Origin of the sequence: Mycolicibacterium brisbanense (assembly GCF_001570425.1) — a bacterium.
Taxonomy (GTDB): domain Bacteria; phylum Actinomycetota; class Actinomycetes; order Mycobacteriales; family Mycobacteriaceae; genus Mycobacterium; species Mycobacterium brisbanense.
On sequence record NZ_BCSX01000039.1, the window covers coordinates 24640 to 43963 of the forward strand.

The 19324-nt window shown below is 69.3% G+C and carries 16 protein-coding genes; 14 read left to right on the top strand and 2 right to left on the bottom strand.

Annotation, left to right across the window (positions count from 1 at the left end; translation table 11 throughout):
- Window positions 1-23: 23 nt before the first annotated feature.
- Both RMCB_RS21040 and RMCB_RS21045 read right to left on the bottom strand, forming a co-directional pair.
- Complete coding sequence (locus RMCB_RS21040; protein ID WP_036426141.1) at window positions 24-698, bottom strand: LppM family (lipo)protein; 675 nt, start codon at window positions 696-698, stop codon at window positions 24-26.
- A gap of 97 nt (window positions 699-795) precedes the next feature.
- Window positions 796-1404 carry a GNAT family N-acetyltransferase gene (locus RMCB_RS21045; protein ID WP_062830370.1) on the bottom strand — a complete coding sequence of 203 codons (609 nt, stop codon included), beginning with the start codon at window positions 1402-1404 and terminating at the stop codon, window positions 796-798.
- A gap of 237 nt (window positions 1405-1641) precedes the next feature.
- On the opposite strand from RMCB_RS21045, the gene RMCB_RS21050 reads away from it, so the two are divergent.
- The 14 genes from RMCB_RS21050 (at window position 1642) to ftsZ (ending at window position 19289) form a co-directional block, all read left to right on the top strand.
- Window positions 1642-2040 (top strand): SCO2097 family morphological protein, encoded by a 399-nt coding sequence (locus RMCB_RS21050; protein WP_029373749.1) that lies wholly within the window; start codon window positions 1642-1644, stop codon window positions 2038-2040.
- A gap of 316 nt (window positions 2041-2356) precedes the next feature.
- On the top strand, window positions 2357-2788 hold the full coding sequence (gene mraZ / locus RMCB_RS21055; protein WP_029373748.1) for a division/cell wall cluster transcriptional repressor MraZ: 432 nt from the start codon (window positions 2357-2359) through the stop codon (window positions 2786-2788).
- Complete coding sequence (gene rsmH, locus RMCB_RS21060; protein WP_234792204.1) at window positions 2763-3911, top strand: 16S rRNA (cytosine(1402)-N(4))-methyltransferase RsmH; 1149 nt, start codon at window positions 2763-2765, stop codon at window positions 3909-3911. Before mraZ ends, rsmH begins: the two co-directional genes overlap by 26 nt.
- A complete protein-coding gene (locus RMCB_RS21065) occupies window positions 3908-5050 on the top strand; it encodes a cell division protein FtsL (protein ID WP_062830372.1) in 1143 nt (380 codons plus the stop codon). The genes rsmH and RMCB_RS21065 overlap by 4 nt, the downstream gene beginning before the upstream one ends.
- Window positions 5047-6948 (top strand): peptidoglycan D,D-transpeptidase FtsI family protein, encoded by a 1902-nt coding sequence (locus RMCB_RS21070; RefSeq protein ID WP_062830373.1) that lies wholly within the window; start codon window positions 5047-5049, stop codon window positions 6946-6948. Before RMCB_RS21065 ends, RMCB_RS21070 begins: the two co-directional genes overlap by 4 nt.
- A gap of 43 nt (window positions 6949-6991) precedes the next feature.
- Window positions 6992-8554, top strand: coding sequence for a UDP-N-acetylmuramoyl-L-alanyl-D-glutamate--2,6-diaminopimelate ligase (locus tag RMCB_RS21075; RefSeq protein ID WP_062830374.1), 1563 nt, complete (start codon window positions 6992-6994; stop codon window positions 8552-8554).
- A complete protein-coding gene (locus RMCB_RS21080) occupies window positions 8551-10071 on the top strand; it encodes a UDP-N-acetylmuramoyl-tripeptide--D-alanyl-D-alanine ligase (protein ID WP_062830375.1) in 1521 nt (506 codons plus the stop codon). Before RMCB_RS21075 ends, RMCB_RS21080 begins: the two co-directional genes overlap by 4 nt.
- On the top strand, window positions 10068-11147 hold the full coding sequence (gene mraY, locus RMCB_RS21085) for a phospho-N-acetylmuramoyl-pentapeptide-transferase (protein ID WP_062830376.1): 1080 nt from the start codon (window positions 10068-10070) through the stop codon (window positions 11145-11147). Before RMCB_RS21080 ends, mraY begins: the two co-directional genes overlap by 4 nt.
- Window positions 11148-11229: 82 nt before the next feature.
- Window positions 11230-12672: a UDP-N-acetylmuramoyl-L-alanine--D-glutamate ligase gene (gene murD, locus RMCB_RS21090; protein ID WP_062830530.1), complete on the top strand. Its 1443-nt coding sequence runs from the start codon at window positions 11230-11232 to the stop codon at window positions 12670-12672.
- A gap of 5 nt (window positions 12673-12677) precedes the next feature.
- Window positions 12678-14348: a putative lipid II flippase FtsW gene (gene ftsW / locus RMCB_RS21095; protein ID WP_062830377.1), complete on the top strand. Its 1671-nt coding sequence runs from the start codon at window positions 12678-12680 to the stop codon at window positions 14346-14348.
- 17 nt (window positions 14349-14365) lie between these two features.
- Window positions 14366-15511 (top strand): undecaprenyldiphospho-muramoylpentapeptide beta-N-acetylglucosaminyltransferase, encoded by a 1146-nt coding sequence (murG, locus tag RMCB_RS21100; protein WP_062830378.1) that lies wholly within the window; start codon window positions 14366-14368, stop codon window positions 15509-15511.
- The gene (gene murC, locus RMCB_RS21105) at window positions 15508-16998 is read left to right on the top strand and encodes a UDP-N-acetylmuramate--L-alanine ligase (RefSeq protein ID WP_062830379.1); all 1491 of its coding nucleotides are present in this window, start codon (window positions 15508-15510) and stop codon (window positions 16996-16998) included. The genes murG and murC overlap by 4 nt, the downstream gene beginning before the upstream one ends.
- Before the next feature lie 98 nt (window positions 16999-17096).
- Window positions 17097-17963 (top strand): cell division protein FtsQ/DivIB, encoded by an 867-nt coding sequence (locus RMCB_RS21110; RefSeq protein ID WP_234792212.1) that lies wholly within the window; start codon window positions 17097-17099, stop codon window positions 17961-17963.
- A 171-nt stretch (window positions 17964-18134) separates the two neighbouring features.
- Window positions 18135-19289: a cell division protein FtsZ gene (ftsZ, locus tag RMCB_RS21120; protein ID WP_029368360.1), complete on the top strand. Its 1155-nt coding sequence runs from the start codon at window positions 18135-18137 to the stop codon at window positions 19287-19289.
- Window positions 19290-19324: the final 35 nt, after the last annotated feature.

Consider the following 19324-nt stretch of genomic DNA (forward strand, 5'->3'; position numbering starts at 1 on the left):
GCGGTCGTTTCAGGAACGGTTCGTCAGTCGCGCGTGGTCACGGGCTCACCCGGTTTCGGCGTGCGGTCGCGGCTCTGCCAGGCGAGCGCACCGATCACACCCGCGACCACGAACGCGCCCACCGCCAGCCAGATGGCCGCGGTGGTGAACGAGCGGGCGCTCGGATCGGTGTAGCGGGCCTGCGCGTTCATGGTGCTCACCACGCCTGGCCGGAGTTTCCACTCGACGATCGACGAGCTCACCCGGGAACCGTTGGTCGAGGTGACCTCACCGGGGAAAGAGACGGTCAGCAACACGTCGGCCTGCGGGTCGTTGAGCGTGGTGAGGTCGACACGTCCTTCGAGGATGACGAGCTCACCGGCGCGTCGCAGGGAGATGTCCACGCCCGCCGAATCGCGGTTCATGCCTGCCAGTTGCGGCAACTCGGAGAAGCTGAGGTCGGAGAACACCGCCTGCGAGCCCACGTAGTCGTCGCGGCTATAGGGGCTGACGGCGACCTTGGTGGCGAACGGCAGGTTGTTCAGCAGCTGCGGGCCCTTGTCGTTCGGGTCGCGGGGCTTGGCGGCGGCGATGATCTGGCCCGAGACGCGGTCGTCGGGCGACACTGTCAGCGACGCGCGCACTCGGACGCAACCCACCGCCATCGGCAACACCAGCAGCACCAGGATCAGCAGTGCCGGTAGTCGCCTTCTGCTCATGGAGCGGGGTCGTCCCGCACGTGAGGAGGGCGAAAGAGACCCCGCACATGAGGTCGACCGCTTGCGCACCTGGTCATCGTGCCAGATGGGGCGAGGATCACAGCGGGAGGGCGCGGCCGAGGATGGCGAAGGCACGTGGGTCGCCGGCGAAGTGGTAACCGCGGATGACGTCGGTGAATCCCAATCGGCGGTACAGCCGCCACGCGCGGTTGGCCTCCCCGTTGATCTCCGGCGTGGACAACAGCACGTGGGATTCGCCGCGCCCGGCGAGCAGGCGTCGGGTGAGGGCCTCGCCCAGACCACGGCCCTGGGCGCGGGGCTCGATGTGCAGCTCGGTGAGCTCGAAGTAGCTGCTCATCAGCTCGGCGATGCGGGCAGGTTCGGCGCCGACCTGACGCAGACCCGCCACCACCTGTTGCTGCCACCACTGATCGGGAGCCCCGCAATAGCCGTAGGCGATGCCCAGCAGTGGGGCATTGGCCAGCTCGTCGGTGCTGGGCGTCGCGTCGGGGTCGAGCGTTGAATCGTCGACCTCGACGGCCGCGACGCCTTTCCAACCGAGCCGGCGAGTGTGTTCGAGCCACAGTGAGGCGCGCTGCTCCTCGGTGCCGCGGGGGTATCGCATGGCGTCGACGTAGACGCGCAGCGCGTCGGGAAGCCGGCGCTGCATGTCGTCCGGCGACAGATCGATGAGATACATCGCCAATTCGGTAGCCTCCCGGCGGCTGTCGTTGTGGTCGCACTCGATTACGAAGCCATTATCCGGGCAGTGAGGTGCCCGGTCCCCGGTGTGCCCAACGACATACAATCGACGGCGAACTAGGTGGTACGGCTCGGATCGACCTCGTATCATTACTGTTAGGTGTCCGTGATGAACGGGCATCGAAGAATTTGGTCAGACTACTTCGGACAATGCGACGGCGGCGTCGGCAAGGAGGGACGAATGCCACTCTCCGATCATGAGCAGCGCATGCTCGATCAGATCGAGAGCGCGCTCTATGCCGAGGACCCCAAGTTCGCGTCAAGCGTTCGCGGTGGGACTCTACGCGCGCCTTCGGCGCGCCGCAGGCTGCAGGGTGCACTCCTGTTCGTCCTCGGTTTGGCGATGCTCGTCGTCGGTGTCGCCGTCAAGGCGACGATGATCGGCGGCTTCCCGGTGTTGTCGGTCCTCGGCTTTGTGGTGATGTTTGCCGGGGTGGTGTTCGCCATCACGGGCCCGCGGGTCACGGGCGGGCGTGATCGGTCGGCTGCGGCGCCCGGTACGCAGCGGCAGCGCCGTCAGCGTGGTGGTTCGTTCACCAACCGGATGGAAGACCGTTTCCGCAGGCGTTTCGACGAGTAAGCCGGGACTGGTTCCAGGGGTAGCCCACACGGGCTACCCCTTTTTTGTGTGTTCGGCCGGTCGGCGACACGCCAGCGCGGGGTGATCCGTGGACATTTCCCCCACTCCGCCCCACTTCTGCCGCATGCTTATCGACCTGCGGATTTTCTATCGATAGGTGGATGACGGCGGGCAATGCTCGTGAAACCACCAGCACTTTGCAGCCGAGTGTGGGGCGTTGCAACCAACTCGTGCCATCAATTGGAGCAAAGTGGGGGATTGTGGGGTAAAGTGGCGGCCAGCGGGGAAACCGGAACCCCGTGTGGGAGGTGGCCAGATGTTTCTGGGCACCTACACGCCCAAGCTCGACGACAAGGGGCGGCTGACGCTGCCCGCCAAGTTCCGCGACGCGCTGGCAGGAGGACTGATGGTCACAAAAAGCCAAGATCACAGCCTCGCCGTCTACCCGCGCGACGAGTTCGAAAAGCTGGCCCGACGCGCCTCACAGGCCTCCCGGAGCAATCCGGAAGCTCGTGCGTTCCTGCGTAACCTGGCCGCCGCAACCGATGAGCAGCACCCCGACGCGCAGGGCCGGATCACCCTGTCGGCAGATCACCGTCGCTACGCCAATCTCTCCAAGGAATGCGTGGTGATCGGCTCGGTCGACTACTTGGAGATCTGGGACGCCCAAGCCTGGCAGGAGTACCAACAGCTCCACGAAGAGAACTTCTCCGCGGCCACTGATGAAACTCTGCGCGACATCATTTGATTCGGACGCTGACCCGAACGAGGCCCGTGCGGCGTGGCCTCTGCCCGAGCCGGCCCTGGCGTACTTCCCCAACGCCAGGTCCAAGGTTTCGGACAGAGACCTCGTCGCAGGGGCAGGCCATAGCGGAGGTGTTGGTGTGGACGCGAACGTGGGTGACCACGGGCATATCCCAGTCCTGCTGGACCGCTGTGTCGAACTGCTCAGCCCCGCGCTGACCCGTCGTCACGGCGATGGATCCGAGGCGGTGCTCATCGACGGCACCCTCGGTGCGGGCGGGCACTCCGAGCGCTTTCTCACCCAGTTTCCGGGTCTGCGGCTGATCGCGCTGGACCGGGACCCCAACGCACTGGCCATCGCGGGTGCGCGGCTGGCCCCGTTCGCCGACCGGGTGACGTTTGTGCGCACCCGCTACGACGGCATCCCGGCAGCCATGGCCGAAGCCGGTGTGGAGCGGGTGGACGGCGTGCTGTTCGACCTGGGCGTGTCCTCCATGCAACTCGACCAGAAGCAGCGCGGGTTCTCCTACTCGGTCGACGCGCCACTGGACATGCGGATGGATCCCGATGCGCGGCTGACGGCCGCCGAGATCCTCAACACCTACGACGCCAAAGACCTCGCGCGCCTGCTGCGGGATTTCGGCGAGGAGCGGTTCGCCGGAAGGATCGCCGACAAGATCGTCCGGCGGCGTGCCCAGCAGCCTTTCGAGACCACGGCAGAACTGGTCGAGTTGCTCTACGAAGCCATCCCGGCCCCGGCGCGACGCACGGGCGGGCACCCGGCCAAACGCACGTTCCAAGCGTTGCGTATCGCCGTCAACGGTGAGCTCGAATCGTTGCGCGCCGCGGTGCCTGCCGCGTTGGCGGCGTTGCGGCCCGGAGGGCGCATCGTGGTGATGGCCTACCAGTCGTTGGAGGACCGGATCGTCAAGAACGCGTTCGCCGCCGCGACAGCGTCGCGGACACCACCTGGGCTGCCCATCGAATTGCCCGGGCATGAACCGGAATTCGTGACTCTGACCCGAGGTGCCGAGCGGGCCCGCGCCGATGAGATCGAACGTAATCCACGTAGCGCCCCGGTGCGGCTGCGAGCACTTGAAAAGGTTGGGGGAAGGGGCAACTCATGAAGACGAAGCGACCTGCACCGGCGTCTGAGAGCAGGCGTCGACGCGACGCACGCAAGCCGGGCCGGGCCGTGGCCCGACGCGCCACCGAGGCGCCGCCCCGCGCCCGCACCCGGCGGCCCGATGTCGATCATCGGCGCGCGCGCTCGGCGCCGGCCACCGGTCCGATCCCGCGGCCCAAGACCCAGCCGGCCCGTCCCAAGAGTGCCAGCCAGGCCAAAGCGCGGGCCAAGGCCCGGAAAGCCAAGGCGCCCAAGGTTGTTCGCCCGCCACTGCGGGAGCGGTTGCTGGTCAGGCTGGCTTCGGTCGAACTGAATCCGCGGGAGCTGATCGCCAGGGTCCCGTTCGTCGCCCTCGTGATCGCAGCGCTCGGTTTCGGACTGGGCGTCACGCTGTGGCTCTCCACCGGCTCCGCCGAGCGGTCCTACGAGCTGGGGCATGCCCGGCAGACCACGCAGGGCCTGCAGCAGCAGAAAGAGGCGCTGGAACGGGATGTGCTCGAAGCGCAGGCCGCTCCGGCGCTGGCCGAGGCGGCCCGCAACCTCGGCATGATTCCGTCACGCGACACCGCGCATCTGGTGCAGGACCCCACCGGCAGTTGGACTGTGGTGGGTACCCCCAAGCCCGCCGAGGGCGTACCGCCGCCTCCCATGAACGTTCCGCTGCCCGACCCGACCACGCCGCCGCCCGCACCCCCCGCGCCGCGGGTGGTCGATCCCCGCGAGGTGACCGTGCACATGCCTGCCGCCGGCCAGGTGCCCGGCCAGCCGGCTCCGGGGCAACCGGTTCCCGGGCAGCTGGTTCCTGGGCAAGTACCCGCGCAGCCCCTGGCCGCGCCCGCGGCACCCGGCGTCGTCCCGGCCCCGGTGCCCGGGGCCGCGCCACAAGTCGCGGCACCGCCCGCGGCGCCACAGGTCGCCGCGCCGCAGGCCGCGCCGCAGGCAGAGGTACCCGCACCGGTGCCCGCGGCGCCGGTGCCCGCACTGGCACCCCCTCCTGAGGCCCCACCGGTCGCCGCTCCCGTCGCGCCGGCACCCGTCGCTGCAGCGCCGGTGCCAGGCGTGCCGCTGCCTGCAGGCCCGGTCGCAGGCGCCGAACAAGTCGTTCCGGCCCCCGCTCCCGTCCCCGCCCCGGCGGCATGAGGGGGCGGCCGCAGCCGCCCAAGAAGGCGGAGCCGACCGGCCAGGGGCGTCCGGCGCGAGCCCGGCGTGTCCGAGTCGCCACGGAAAGTGGTTCGGGCAGTGCGTCGTTCATGTTCCGTCACCGCACCGGCAACATCGTCATCTTCTCTGTGCTGGCCATCGCGATTGCGCAGCTGTTCAGCCTGCAGGTGCCGCGCGCGGCGGGGCTGCGGGCCGAGGCGGCCAGCCAGCTCAAGGTCACCGATGTCGAACCGGCGCTGCGCGGCAGCATCATCGACCGCAACGGCGACAAGCTGGCATTCACCATCGAGGCCAAGGCGCTGACGTTCCAGCCGGTCCGGGTCCGCAAGCAACTGGCCGAGGCCAAGGCCAAGTCGCCGAAGGCGCCCGACCCCGATCGCAGGCTCTCCGACATCGCCAACGAGGTGGCGTCCCGGCTGAACAACAAACCCGACGCGAAGACCGTGCTGCGCAAGCTCAAGAGTGACGACTCGTTCGTGTATCTGGCGCGTGCGGTCGATCCCGCGGTCGCCAGCGCCATCATGGACAAGTTTCCCGAAGTCGGCGCGGAACGACAGGACCTGCGTCAGTACCCCGGTGGGGCGCTGGCCGCCAACATCGTCGGCGGTATCGACTGGGACGGTCACGGACTGCTCGGTATGGAGGATTCGCTCGACGCCGAATTGTCCGGCTCGGACGGCTCGCTCACCTATGACCGGGGTTCCGACGGTGTGGTGATCCCGGGCAGCTACCGCAACCGCCACGATGCGGTCAACGGTTCCACGGTCCAGCTGACACTCGACGACGACATCCAGTACTACGTGCAGCAGCAAGTGCAGATGGCCAAGGACGCCTCCGGCGCCAAGAACGTCTCCGCCGTGGTGCTGGATTCGAAAACCGGTGAGGTGCTGGCGATGTCGAACGACAACACGTTCGACCCGTCCCAGGACATCGGCAGGCAGGGTGATCGGCAGATGGGCAACCTTCCGGTGTCCTCGCCGTTCGAGCCCGGTTCGGTCAACAAGATCATCACGGCGTCCACGGCGATCGAGCTGGGCCTGACCAATCCCGATGAGGTGCTTCAGGTTCCGGGTTCGATCAACATGGGCGGGGTCACGGTCCGCGACGCCTGGAATCACGGCGTGATGCCGTACACGACGACCGGGGTGTTCGGTAAGTCGTCCAACGTCGGCACGCTGATGCTGGCCCAGCGGATCGGGCCGGACCGGTTCTACGACATGGTCCGCAAGTTCGGGCTGGGGCAGCGCACCAACGTCGGCCTGCCCGGCGAAAGCTCCGGGCTGGTGCCGCCGATCGACCAGTGGTCGGGCAGCTCGTTCGCGAACCTGCCCATCGGCCAGGGCCTTTCGATGACACTGCTGCAGATGACCTCGATGTACCAGACCATCGCCAACGACGGCGTCCGGATCCCACCGCGGATCATCAAGTCGACCATCGGCCCGGATGGCAGCGTCAAGGACGAGCCCCGGCCCGACGGCGTGCGGGTGGTGTCGCCCGAAACCGCACGTACGGTCCGCAACATGTTCCGGGCGATCGTGCAGCGCGACCCGATGGGCTACCAGCAGGGCACGGGTCCGCAGGCCGCCGTGGAGGGGTATCAGATCGCGGGTAAGACCGGTACCGCCCAGCAGATCAACCCGGCCTGCGGCTGCTACTTCGACAACGTCTACTGGATCACCTTCGCAGGCATGGCGCCTGCGGATGATCCACGCTATGTGGTGGGCATCATGATGGACGCGCCGCAACGCGCGGCCGACGGCTCGCCGGGTTCGTCGGCGGCACCGCTGTTCCACAACATCGCGTCGTGGTTGCTGCAGCGCCACAATGTGCCGCTCTCGGCGGACCCCGGGCCACGGCTGACGCTGCAGGCGACCTGACTCCGCGGATCACCGGATCGGCGGTAGGTACTGTGGCAGGGCCATGAAGCCGCGTCCCAGTCATTCCGCCGGCGAACTTCTCGCGTCGCTCGCCGAACAGATCCAGGCCGTTCCCTCGGGTGCGTCCGGATTACCCGAGCTCCGGGTCACCGGCGTGACGCTGCGCGGTCAGGATGCCCGGCCCGGCGACCTGTTTGCCGCCTTGCCGGGTTCGGCGGCCCATGGCGCTCGCTACGCGGCCGACGCGGTGGCGCGCGGCGCGGTGGCCGTGCTGACCGACCAGAGCGGCGTCGCCGAACTCGCCGACATGCCGGGCGTGCCGGTACTGATCCATCCGGATCCGAGGTCTGTGCTCGGAGAGCTGGCGGCCGCCGTGTACGGCAACCCGGCCGACCGGTTGCGGGTCATCGGTGTCACCGGAACCTCGGGCAAGACGACCACCACGTATCTCGTGGAAGCGGGCCTGCGGGCGGCGGGACGCGTGGCGGGCCTGATCGGCACCGTCGGGGTCCGGATCGACGGCAACGACCTGCCCAGTGCGTTGACCACGCCGGAGGCGCCCGACCTGCAGGCGCTGCTGGCCGTGATGGTCGAACGGGGGGTGGACACCGTGGTGATGGAGGTGTCCAGCCACGCGTTGGTGCTCGGTCGGGTGGACGGCCTGCGGTTCGCCGTCGGTGGGTTCACCAACCTCTCGCGCGATCATCTGGATTTCCATCCGACGATGCAGGACTACTTCGAGGCCAAGGCCCGGCTGTTCGATCCCTCATCGCCTAATCACGCGGCCGCGGCCGTGATCTGTGTCGATGACGAGGCCGGTCAGGCCATGGCGCAGCGGGCCGAGAACCCGGTGACGGTCAGCGCGACCGGACGTCCCGCGGATTGGGCCGTGCAAGCGGTCACGGCGGCAGGCGCGGGTGCCCAGGAATTCACCGTGACCGACCCCGCCGGTGTGCATCACGAACTCGGCATCGGACTGCCCGGCGCATACAACGTCGCCAACGCCGCGCTGGCCCTGGCGTTGCTCGATGCGGTCGGGGTTTCGCCCGAACAGGCGGCGCCCGGGCTGCGCAACGCGGCTGTCCCGGGCCGGCTGCAGGCCATCGACCGTGGGCAGCCCTTCCTGGCCCTGGTGGACTACGCCCACAAGCCGGGTGCGCTGGAGGCGGTGTTGCAGACGCTTCGGCAGAGCGCCGACAGCCGTGCCCGGCTGGCCGTGGTGTTCGGGGCGGGCGGCAACCGGGATGCGGGCAAGCGCGAGCCGATGGGGCGGGTGGCGGCCGAGCTGGCCGATCTGGTGGTCGTCACCGATGACAACCCGCGCGACGAGGATCCCGCGACCATCCGGGCCGCCGTCATGGCCGGAGCGGCCGCCGGACGCGCCGAGGTGGTCGAGGTGGGCGACCGCCGGGCGGCCATCGAGCATGCCGTGGGGTGGGCGCGGCCGGGCGACATCGTGTTGATCGCGGGCAAGGGCCATGAGTCCGGGCAGACCAGCGGTGGCCAGACCAGGCCGTTCGACGATCGCGACGAGCTCGCGGCGGCACTGGAGAAGTTGCAGGCAGAGGCACAGCGGGTCGGGGAGCCAGGAGAGTCGGGCGCATGATCGAGATGACCGTCGCCAGGATCGCCGAGATCGTGGGTGGCGAACTGGCCGACATCACCGCCGAGCAGGCCGCGCAGACGCGGGTCACCGGCACCGTCGAGTTCGATTCGCGAGCCGTCGGCCCGGGTGGCCTGTTCCTGGCGCTGCCCGGGGCCCGATCGGACGGCCACGACTTCGCCGCGACCGCCGTGGCGTCGGGTGCCGTCGCAGTGCTCGCCGCACGGCCGGTCGGAGTGCCTGCGATCGTCGTGCGGCCCGAACCCGGGGCGGCCGACGCGGCGTCGGGCGCGCTCGAACATGACACCGACGGCTCGGGTGCGGCGGTGCTGGCGGCGCTGGCTCGGCTGGCCGCCGCTGTGGCCGCCGAACTGGCCGAAGGCGGGCTCAAGATCATCGGGGTCACCGGGTCGTCCGGTAAGACTTCGACCAAGGATCTGCTGGCGGCGGTGCTCTCCCCGCTTGGTGAGGTGGTCGCCCCGCCGGGGTCCTTCAACAATGAGCTCGGCCATCCGTGGACGGTGCTGCGCGCCACCAGGGATACCGACTTCCTGATCCTGGAGATGTCCGCGCGGCACCCCGGCAACATTGCGGCGCTGGCCGCGATCGCCAGGCCGTCGATCGCCGTCGTGCTCAACGTCGGTACCGCACATCTGGGCGAGTTCGGCTCACGTGAAGTCATTGCCCAGACGAAAGGTGAACTGCCGCAAGCAGTTCCGAGTTCCGGCGTGGTGGTGCTCAATGCCGACGATACCGCGGTGGCCGCGATGGCCGCGCTGACCGACGCGCGGGTGGTGCGAGTGTCGCGCGAGCCGGGGACGACGGTGGACGTATGGGCCGGTCCCGTCACGCTCGACGAGTTGGCCCGCCCGCGGTTCACCCTGCACACCGCCGACGGGCAGGTCGAGATCGCCCTGGCGGTGCACGGAGACCATCAGGTCTCCAATGCGCTGAGCGCGGCTGCGGTGGCCCTGGAGTGCGGCGCGACGCTGGAGCAGGTCGCCGAAGCGCTGGCGGCTGCGGGGCCGGTGTCGCGGCACCGCATGCAGGTGAGCACCCGGACCGACGGCGTGACGGTCATCAACGACGCCTACAACGCCAACCCGGATTCGATGCGTGCCGGGCTGAAGGCACTGGCCTGGATGGCCAGTGACAAGACCGGCGAACACGGCACCGGGCGGCGCAGCTGGGCGGTGCTCGGTGAGATGGCCGAGTTGGGCGAGGATGCGATAGCCGAGCACGATCGCATCGGTCGGCTGGCGGTGCGCTTAGATGTTTCTCGACTCATCGTCGTCGGAACCGGGAGGTCGTTGGGCGCCATGCACCACGGGGCGGTAATGGAGGGTTCGTGGGGTTCGGAGTCCACGATGGTCGCCGACGCGGATGCCGCACTGGAGCTTTTGCGCGCCGAGCTGCAGCCGGGTGACGTCGTGCTGGTGAAGGCGTCCAATTCGGCGGGGCTCGGTGCGCTGGCCGACGCCATCGCCTCTGATGCCGGTGCCGCCGGAGCCGGCCGATGAAGCTGATTCTCATCGCCGTCGGCATCGCGTTGACGGTCTCTATTCTGCTGACCCCGGCGTTGATCCGGTTGTTCACCAAGCGGGGTCTCGGCCACGAGATCCGGGAAGACGGACCGGCCAGCCACGCCAAGAAGCGGGGCACCCCGTCGATGGGCGGTGTGGCCATCGTCGCGGGCATCTGGGCCGGTTACCTGGGCACCCACCTGGTCGGCATGGCGATGGGCGGCGACGGTCCGTCGGCGTCGGGCATGATCGTGCTCGGTCTGGCCACCATGCTCGGCGGTGTCGGTTTCCTCGACGATCTGATCAAGTTGCGGCGGTCGCGCAACCTGGGGCTGAACAAGACCGCCAAGACGGTCGGTCAACTGCTCGCCGCGGTGTTGTTCGGCGTGCTGGCCCTGCAATTCCGCAACAACGACGGGCTGACGCCGGCCAGCCCCGAGCTGTCCTATGTGCGTGAGATCGCCACGGTCACGCTCGCGTCGTGGGTGTTCGTGCTGTTCTGCGTGGTGATCGTCAGTGCCTGGTCGAATGCGGTGAACTTCACCGACGGCCTGGACGGTCTGGCCGCCGGTGCGATGGCGATGGTCTGCGCGGCCTACGTGCTGATCACGTTCTGGCAGTTCCGCAATGCCTGTGCCACCGCACCCGGGCTGGGCTGCTACAACGTGCGTGACCCGCTGGACCTGGCGCTGATCGCGGCGGCCTCGGCCGGTGCCTGTATCGGCTTTCTGTGGTGGAACGCCGCACCCGCCAAGATCTTCATGGGGGACACCGGTTCGCTGGCGCTGGGTGGCATCATCGCCGGCCTGTCGGTGATGAGCCGTACCGAGATCCTCGCGGTGGTGCTCGGTGCGCTGTTCGTTGCCGAGGTCACCTCGGTCGTGGTGCAGATTCTCGCGTTCCGCACGACGGGCCGCAGAGTCTTCCGCATGGCGCCGTTCCATCATCACTTCGAGCTGGTCGGGTGGGCCGAGACAACGGTCATCATCCGGTTCTGGCTGCTGACGGCGATCGCCTGTGGACTCGGCGTTGCGCTGTTCTACAGCGAATGGCTGACCGCTGTCGGGGCCTGACGTGGCCGGCGAGCAGCCCGCACGCGAGGAGGACAGGCAACTTCCCGCACGAGAACTTCCCGCACGAGAACTTCCCGCACCACTGGCCCCGGGCGCGCGGGTGCTCGTCACCGGCGCGGGCATCACCGGCCGGGCTGTGCTGGCGGTGCTGGCACCGCTGGGGGTCGTCGCCACGCTGTGTGACGACAACGTCGAGGCGTTGCGGACGTACGCGGACGAGGGCGTCGCCGTGATGGACACCGCCGGTGCCGTCGCAGCGATCTCTGACTACGCGCTGGTGGTGACCAGTCCGGGATTCCCGCCGACTGCGCCGGTGCTGGCGGCCGCCGCGGCCGCGGGCGTGCCCATCTGGGGTGACGTCGAGCTCGCCTGGCGGCTGGATGCGGCAGGGTGCTTCGGCCCGCCGCGACGCTGGCTGGTGGTGACGGGGACCAACGGCAAGACCACGACCACGTCGATGATGCACGAGATGCTGGTGGCCGCGGGGCGATCCAGCGTCTTGTGCGGCAACATCGGTGACCCGGTGCTGGCGGTGCTCGATCAGCCCGCCGAGTTGCTGTCCGTCGAGCTGTCGAGCTTCCAGCTGCACTGGGCGCCGTCGCTGCGGCCCGAGGCCGGTGTGGTGCTCAACGTGGCCGAGGACCATCTCGACTGGCACGGTTCGATGGACGCCTACGCGCGGGACAAGGCACGCGTGCTCGACGGCCGGGTGGCCGTCGTGGGGCTCGACGACCCGGTTGCCGCCGGGCTGATCGGGTCTGCCGCCGCGCCTGTGCGAGTCGGTTTCCGCCTCGCCGAGCCGGCGCCGGGAGAGCTCGGCGTGCGTGCCGGCAAGCTCGTCGACCGGGCCTTCGGCGACGACGTCGAGTTGGCTGACGTAGACACCATCGGGGTCGCAGGCCCGGTCGGTGTGCTCGACGCGCTCGCTGCGGCGGCGCTGGCCCGGGCCGTCGACGTACCGCCGGATGCCATCGCGGCCGCACTCGCGTCGTTCCGCGTCGGCAGGCACCGGGCCGAGGTGGTCGGGACCGTCGACGGCGTGCGCTACGTCGACGATTCGAAGGCCACCAATCCGCACGCCGCGCAGGCGTCGATCACCGCCTACCCGCGGGTGGTGTGGATCGCAGGCGGCCTCCTGAAGGGCGCTTCGGTCGATGAGCTGGTACGACGCGTCGCGAGCCGGCTCGCGGGCGCGATTGTGCTCGGGCGCGACCGCCGAACGGTTGCCGAGGCGTTATCGCGACACGCACCGGATGTCCCCGTCGTCGAGCTTGTGACGGGGGAGGATTCTGGGGTGCTTGAGACTAGTGGGTCTATTGATAATCATGTGACTCGTGTGATCGATGTGGCGGAGCGGCCGCTCTCCGAAGCTGTCATGGCCGCCGCCGTCGACGCCGCCCGCCAACTGGCGGGCCCCGGCGACACGGTGTTGCTGGCCCCGGCCGGAGCATCCTTCGATCAGTTCAGCGGCTACGGCCAGCGTGGCGACGTGTTCGCTGCGGCCGTGCGTGCTGTCGCGGGGTAGTTGCCGTGGGCAACATCCTCAACCGGCTGCGCCGGGGCAAGGAGCGTGAGGTCGCGCCCGCCGTCGATCCGGCTGCGGGCAGTTCCGAGTCCGCCGCGACGGTGAAAGAACCGCGCACGCGGTTCGGGGCCTGGCTGGGCCGGCCGATGACGTCGTTCCACCTCATCATCGCGATCACGGCGTTGCTGACGACGCTCGGCCTGATCATGGTGCTCTCGGCGTCGGGCGTCTACTCCTATGACATGGATGGCTCGCCATGGGCGGTGTTCGGCCGCCAGGTGATGTGGACCGTCGTCGGCTTCATCGCCTTCTATGTCGTGCTGCGGGTGCCGATCAAGACGATGCGCCGCTTCGCGTTCCCGATGTTCGCCCTGACGATCGTGGCGCTGGTCCTGGTGCTGATCCCCGGGATCGGCACCTACTCCAACGGATCCCGCGGCTGGTTCGTGGTCGCGGGCTTCTCGATGCAGCCCTCCGAGCTGGCCAAGATCGCGTTCGCGATCTGGGGTGCGCACCTGCTGGCCGCCCGCCGGCTCGAACACGCATCGCTGCGCGAAATGCTGATCCCGCTGGTGCCAGGCGCGGTGGTCGCGCTGGCGCTCATCGTGGCCCAGCCCGACCTCGGTCAGACCGTGTCGATGGGCATCATCCTGCTCGGCCTGCTGTGGTACGCAGGCCTGCCGCTGCGCGTGTTCGTGACGTCTCTGCTGGCGGCGGTCGCGGCGGCCGCGGTCCTCGCAGTGTCCGCCGGCTACCGGTCCGACCGCGTGCAGTCCTGGCTGAACCCCACGGCCGACGGCCAGGGGTCGGGTTACCAGTCACGCCAGGCGCGGTTCGCCCTGGCCAACGGCGGCGTGTTCGGTGACGGGCTCGGGCAGGGCACCGCCAAGTGGAACTATCTGCCCAACGCCCACAACGACTTCATCTTCGCGATCATCGGGGAGGAGCTCGGCCTGGTCGGCGCGGTCGGCCTGCTCGCCCTGTTCGGGCTGTTCGCCTACACCGGTATGCGCATCGCACGCCGCTCGGCCGATCCGTTCCTGCGGTTGCTGACCGCGACCACCACGCTGTGGCTGGTCGGCCAGATGTTCATCAACGTCGGGTACGTGGTGGGTCTGCTGCCGATCACCGGCCTGCAGCTGCCGCTGATATCGGCGGGTGGATCAGCCCAGGCCACAACGCTTTTGATGATGGGCCTGATCACCAACGCGGCCCGGCACGAGCCGGAGGCGGTCGCCGCGCTGCGCGCAGGCCGCGACGACCGGGTGAATCGGCTGCTGCGGCTGCCGATGCCGGAGCCGTATGTCCCGTCCCGGCTGGAGTCCGCCCGCGACAGGCTGCGCACCCGCAAGGCCGCCGCGTTGCCCGCCAAGACCAAGACCAAGACCACGACCAAGACCAAAGCCAAGGCCAAGGCCAAGCCGGCGCGCAAGGCAGACCGCAAACCCGAGCGCAGGCCTGAGCGCAAACCGGATCGGACGATGGACCGGCGCCCCGACCGCAAGGCGGTGTCCAGCCGGCGCAAGCCGCAACCGGGCGATCGAACGGCGCGCCGGTCCGATCGCACCCGTGCCGACCAGGCGGTTGGGGCGTCGTCGTCGTCGGTCCGCTATGGTTCGGGCCAGCGGAACCAGGGCCGTCGGGCCCGAGCACTGGAAGGTCAGCGTTACGGGTGAGCGAGGCTTCTCGGGGGATGTCGGAACCCAGCGAGCAGGCGATTTCCGTCGTCCTGGCCGGTGGCGGCACTGCCGGCCACGTCGAACCGGCGATGGCGGTGGCCGACGCGTTGCGCGCCCTCGATCCGAACGTCCGGATCACCGCGCTGGGGACCGCACGGGGTCTGGAAACCCGGCTGGTGCCCGAGCGAGGTTACGACCTGGAACTGATCACACCCGTGCCGCTGCCCCGTAAACCGTCGGGTGATCTGGCCCGGTTGCCGTTGCGGGTCCGCACGGCGATCCGTCAGACCCGCGCGGTGCTCGCCGACGTCGACGCCGATGTCGTGGTGGGATTCGGCGGCTACGTCGCGCTGCCTGCCTACCTGGCGGCCCGCGGCAGCAAGCTGACCCGGCGCAGGCGGGTGCCGGTGGTGATCCACGAGGCCAACGCGAGCGCCGGACTGGCCAACCGGGTGGGTGCCCTCTCGGCGCGCCGGGTGCTCTCGGCCGTGCCCGATCCCGGCTTGCGCCGCGTCGAGGTGGTCGGGATGCCCGTCCGCGAGGCGATCACGTCACTGGACCGGGCAGCGCTGCGGCAGACCGCACGCGCCCATTTCGGCTTCGCCGAGGACGCCAGGGTGTTGCTGGTGTTCGGCGGTTCCCAGGGCGCCCAGTCGATCAACCGCGCGGTGTCGGCCGCGGCCGACCAACTGGGCGCGGCAGGCATCTCGGTACTGCACGCGCATGGTCCCAAGAACACCCTCGATCTCCCGGAATCGCCTGGCGGGCAACGGCCGCCGTATCGGGCGGTGCCCTATCTGGACCGGATGGACCTGGCCTACGCGGCGGCCGACCTGGCGATCTGCCGCTCGGGTGCGATGACGGTGGCCGAGGTGACGGCCGTCGGTCTGCCCGCGGTGTACGTCCCGCTGCCGATCGGCAACGGTGAACAGCGCCTCAACGCCCAGCCGGTGGTGGCCGCGGGTGGCGGCATGCTCATCGACGATGCCGAACTGAGCCCGCAGTTCGTCGCCGACACCGTCGTCGGCCTGTTGACCGACGACGCGCGGCTGGCGCATATGACGGCAGCCGCCTCGCTCTCGGGACATCGCGACGCCGCGCGCAAAGTGGCCCAGGTCGCCCTGGACGTGGCCCGTGACACACGAAAGATGCTGCGGTGAACGGCAATTCACTGCCCGCCGAGCTGCAGCGGGTGCACATGGTCGGCATCGGCGGAGCCGGCATGTCCGGGGTGGCCAGGATCCTGCTGGATCGCGGTGCCATGGTGTCGGGCTCGGACGCCAAGGAATCGCGCGGCGTGGTGGCGCTGCGGGCTCGCGGCGCGCAGATCCGGATCGGCCACGACGCGTCGTCGCTTGACCTGCTGCCGGGTGGCCCCACCGCGGTGGTCACCACCCACGCCGCGATCCCCAAGACCAATCCCGAGCTGGTGGAGGCCCGCCGCCGCGGCATCCCGGTGATCCTGCGGCCGGTCGTGCTGGCCAAGCTCATGGCCGGGTACACCACGCTGATGGTCACCGGTACCCACGGCAAGACCACGACCACGTCGATGCTCATTGTGGCGTTGCAGCACAGCGGTTTCGACCCGTCGTTCGCCGTGGGCGGTGAGCTGGGTGAGGCCGGTACCAATGCGCATCACGGCAGTGGTCGCTGCTTCGTCGCCGAGGCCGACGAGAGCGACGGCTCACTGCTGGAATACACCCCGGACGTGGCCGTGGTGACCAATATCGAAGCCGATCACCTGGACTTCTTCGGCAGCGAGGAAGCCTACGTCGCGGTGTTCGACTCTTTCGTCGAGCGGATCGCGCCGGGCGGGTCGTTGGTGGTGTGCACCGACGATCCGGGCGCGGCCGCGCTCGCCGACCGCACGGACGCGCTCGGGATCAAAGTGTTGCGCTACGGCAGCTCCGGCGGCGACAACCTTGCCGGCACGCTGCTCAGCTGGGACCAGCAGGGGACCGGGGCCGTGGCCCACATCCAGCTCGCCGGCGAGCCGCATCCGCGGGCGATCCGGCTTGCGGTGCCCGGCAGGCACATGGCGCTCAACGCACTGGCGGCAGTGTTGGCCGCAGTGGCCGTCGGCGCCCCTGCCGAAGCGGTCCTCGACGGACTGGCCGGCTTCGAGGGTGTGCGCAGGCGCTTTGAGCTGGTCGGCAGCACCGACGGCGTCCGGGTCTTCGACGACTACGCCCACCATCCCACCGAGGTGCGCGCCACCCTGGCCGCGGCCCGCTCCGTGGTGACGGCGACGGGCGGTCGGCTGCTCGTCGCCTTCCAACCCCATTTGTATTCGCGCACAGCGACTTTCGCGCATGAATTCGGTGCGGCACTGGACGCCGCCGATCAGGTGTTCGTCCTCGACGTCTACGGCGCCCGGGAACAGCCCATCGCCGGGGTCAGTGGCGCCACGGTCGCCGAGCACGTCGGTGTCCCGGTGACCTATATCCCGGACTTCTCGGCGGTGGCCGCAGAGGTCGCGGCCTCGGCCCGTCCCGGTGACGTGGTGATCACCATGGGCGCCGGCGATGTCACCATGCTGGGCAGCGAGATTCTCACCGAGCTGCAGATCAAGTCGAACCGCAGCGCGCCCCGCACGCGAGGAGGATCGGAATCCCCGCGCGGGCCTGGCGGACAGGCAACGCCGTGACCCGACCTGATCCGGAAACGGCCGGTGCCGTCGAGGAACAGGGACCCGCGCAGGCGGGGCCGGATGACGGCGAGCCGACGCCTGCGGCAGGGTCCGATTTGCCGCCTGCGGCGGCAGGATCCGATTTGCCGCCTGCGGCAGCGGAAGACTACGAGGGTCCCCGCCGCCGCGCCCGCCGCGAACGCGAGGAGCGCCGCGCGGCCCGCGATCGCGCGATAGCCATCGAACAGGCCCGCAGGGAAGCCAAACGCCGGGTGGCCGGGTCCGCCGGTGAATCGGTGAAAGTGCCTGCCTCGGGCGCGATTCGGGGCCTCAAGGTGTTGTTGTGGTCGGCGCTGGCGAGCGTGGTGGCGGTGGCGATCGGGCTCTTGCTGTACTTCACGCCCATCATGTCGGCGCGCAATGTGGTGGTGGCGGGGCTCTCGGCAGTGAGCCGCGAAGAGGTGCTCGCCGCCGCGAGCGTCCCGTCCGGCACCCCGCTGCTGCAGGTCAACACCGACGCCGTGGCCGAGCGGGTGGCCGCGATCCGGCGGGTCGCCACCGCCAGGGTGCAGCGGGAGTATCCGTCGACGTTGCGCATCACCGTGGTCGAGCGAGTTCCGGTGGTGGTCAAGGACTATCCCGACGGACCTCACCTCTTCGACCGGGACGGGGTCGATTTCGCGACCGGGCCCGCCCCGCTGTCGCTGCCGTACCTCGACACCGACAACCCGGGCCCCAGCGACCTGCCGACCCTGGCCGCGCTCAAGGTGATGCTGGCGCTGCCGCCTGATGTGGCCGGGCAGGTCGGGCGCATCGCCGCACCGTCCGTGGCGTCGATCACGTTGACGCTCACCGACGGTCGCGTCGTGGTGTGGGGCACCAACGACCGGACCGACGAAAAAGCCTTGAAGCTGGCCGCTTTGTTGACTCAGCCCGGTCACACCTACGACGTCTCGAGCCCGGACCTGCCGACGGTCAAGTAGAAATTGCCGCGCGGCGCGTCGGCGCGCCTGACGCGTTCGCGCGGGTTGGCCCCCTACCGTTCTGTTTGCGCGGAACTACTTGACATAACTCTAAGCCTATGGTTGAGGTTGAGGGTTTGCAGGAGAGGGGTTCGGCGTCACGAACACCCCAACCAGGGAGGAAGACGATCCATGACCCCCCCGCATAACTACCTGGCAGTGATCAAGGTGGTTGGCATCGGCGGCGGCGGCGTCAACGCCGTCAACCGGATGATCGAGCAGGGCCTCAAGGGCGTTGAGTTCATCGCGATCAACACCGATGCCCAGGCACTGTTGATGAGCGATGCCGACGTCAAGCTCGATGTCGGCCGCGATTCCACCCGTGGGCTCGGCGCAGGCGCGGACCCCGAAGTGGGTCGCAAGGCCGCCGAGGATGCCAAGGACGACATCGAAGAACTGCTGCGCGGCGCCGACATGGTGTTCGTCACCGCAGGCGAGGGCGGTGGCACGGGCACCGGCGGTGCGCCCGTCGTGGCGACCATCGCGCGCAAGCTCGGGGCGTTGACGGTCGGCGTGGTGACGCGGCCGTTCTCGTTCGAGGGCAAGCGCCGCAGCAACCAGGCCGAGGCCGGCATCACCGCGTTGCGCGAGAGCTGCGACACCCTGATCGTGATCCCCAACGACCGGCTGCTGCAGATGGGCGATGCCGCGGTGTCGCTGATGGACGCTTTCCGCAGTGCCGACGAAGTGCTGCTCAACGGCGTTCAAGGCATCACCGACCTGATCACCACCCCTGGTCTGATCAACGTCGACTTCGCCGACGTCAAAGGCGTGATGAGCGGTGCCGGCACGGCGTTGATGGGTATCGGCTCGGCCCGCGGCGACGGCCGCGCGCTCAAGGCCGCCGAGATCGCCATCAATTCGCCGCTGCTGGAAGCCTCGATGGAAGGCGCGCAGGGCGTGCTGCTGTCCGTCGCGGGTGGCAGCGACCTCGGTCTGTTCGAGATCAACGAGGCCGCCTCCCTGGTGCAGGATTCGGCGCACCCCGAGGCCAACATCATCTTCGGCACGGTGATCGACGACTCGCTCGGCGACGAGGTCCGGGTCACGGTCATCGCGGCCGGGTTCGACATGTCCGGTCCGAGCCGTAAGCCGGTGACCAGCCCCAGCCAGGCCCCCACTCAGCCGATCGCGACGGCCCGGTCCGGGAAGATGACCACGTCGCTGTTCGAGCCGACGGATGCCGTCAGCGTCCCCGCGCACACCAACGGGGCCACGGTCAGCATCGGCGGGGACGGCGGTATCGCTGACGACGATGTCGACGTCCCGCCGTTCATGCGGCACTGAGTCGGGCCCGCGACTGCGGACTTCGGATACTGGGA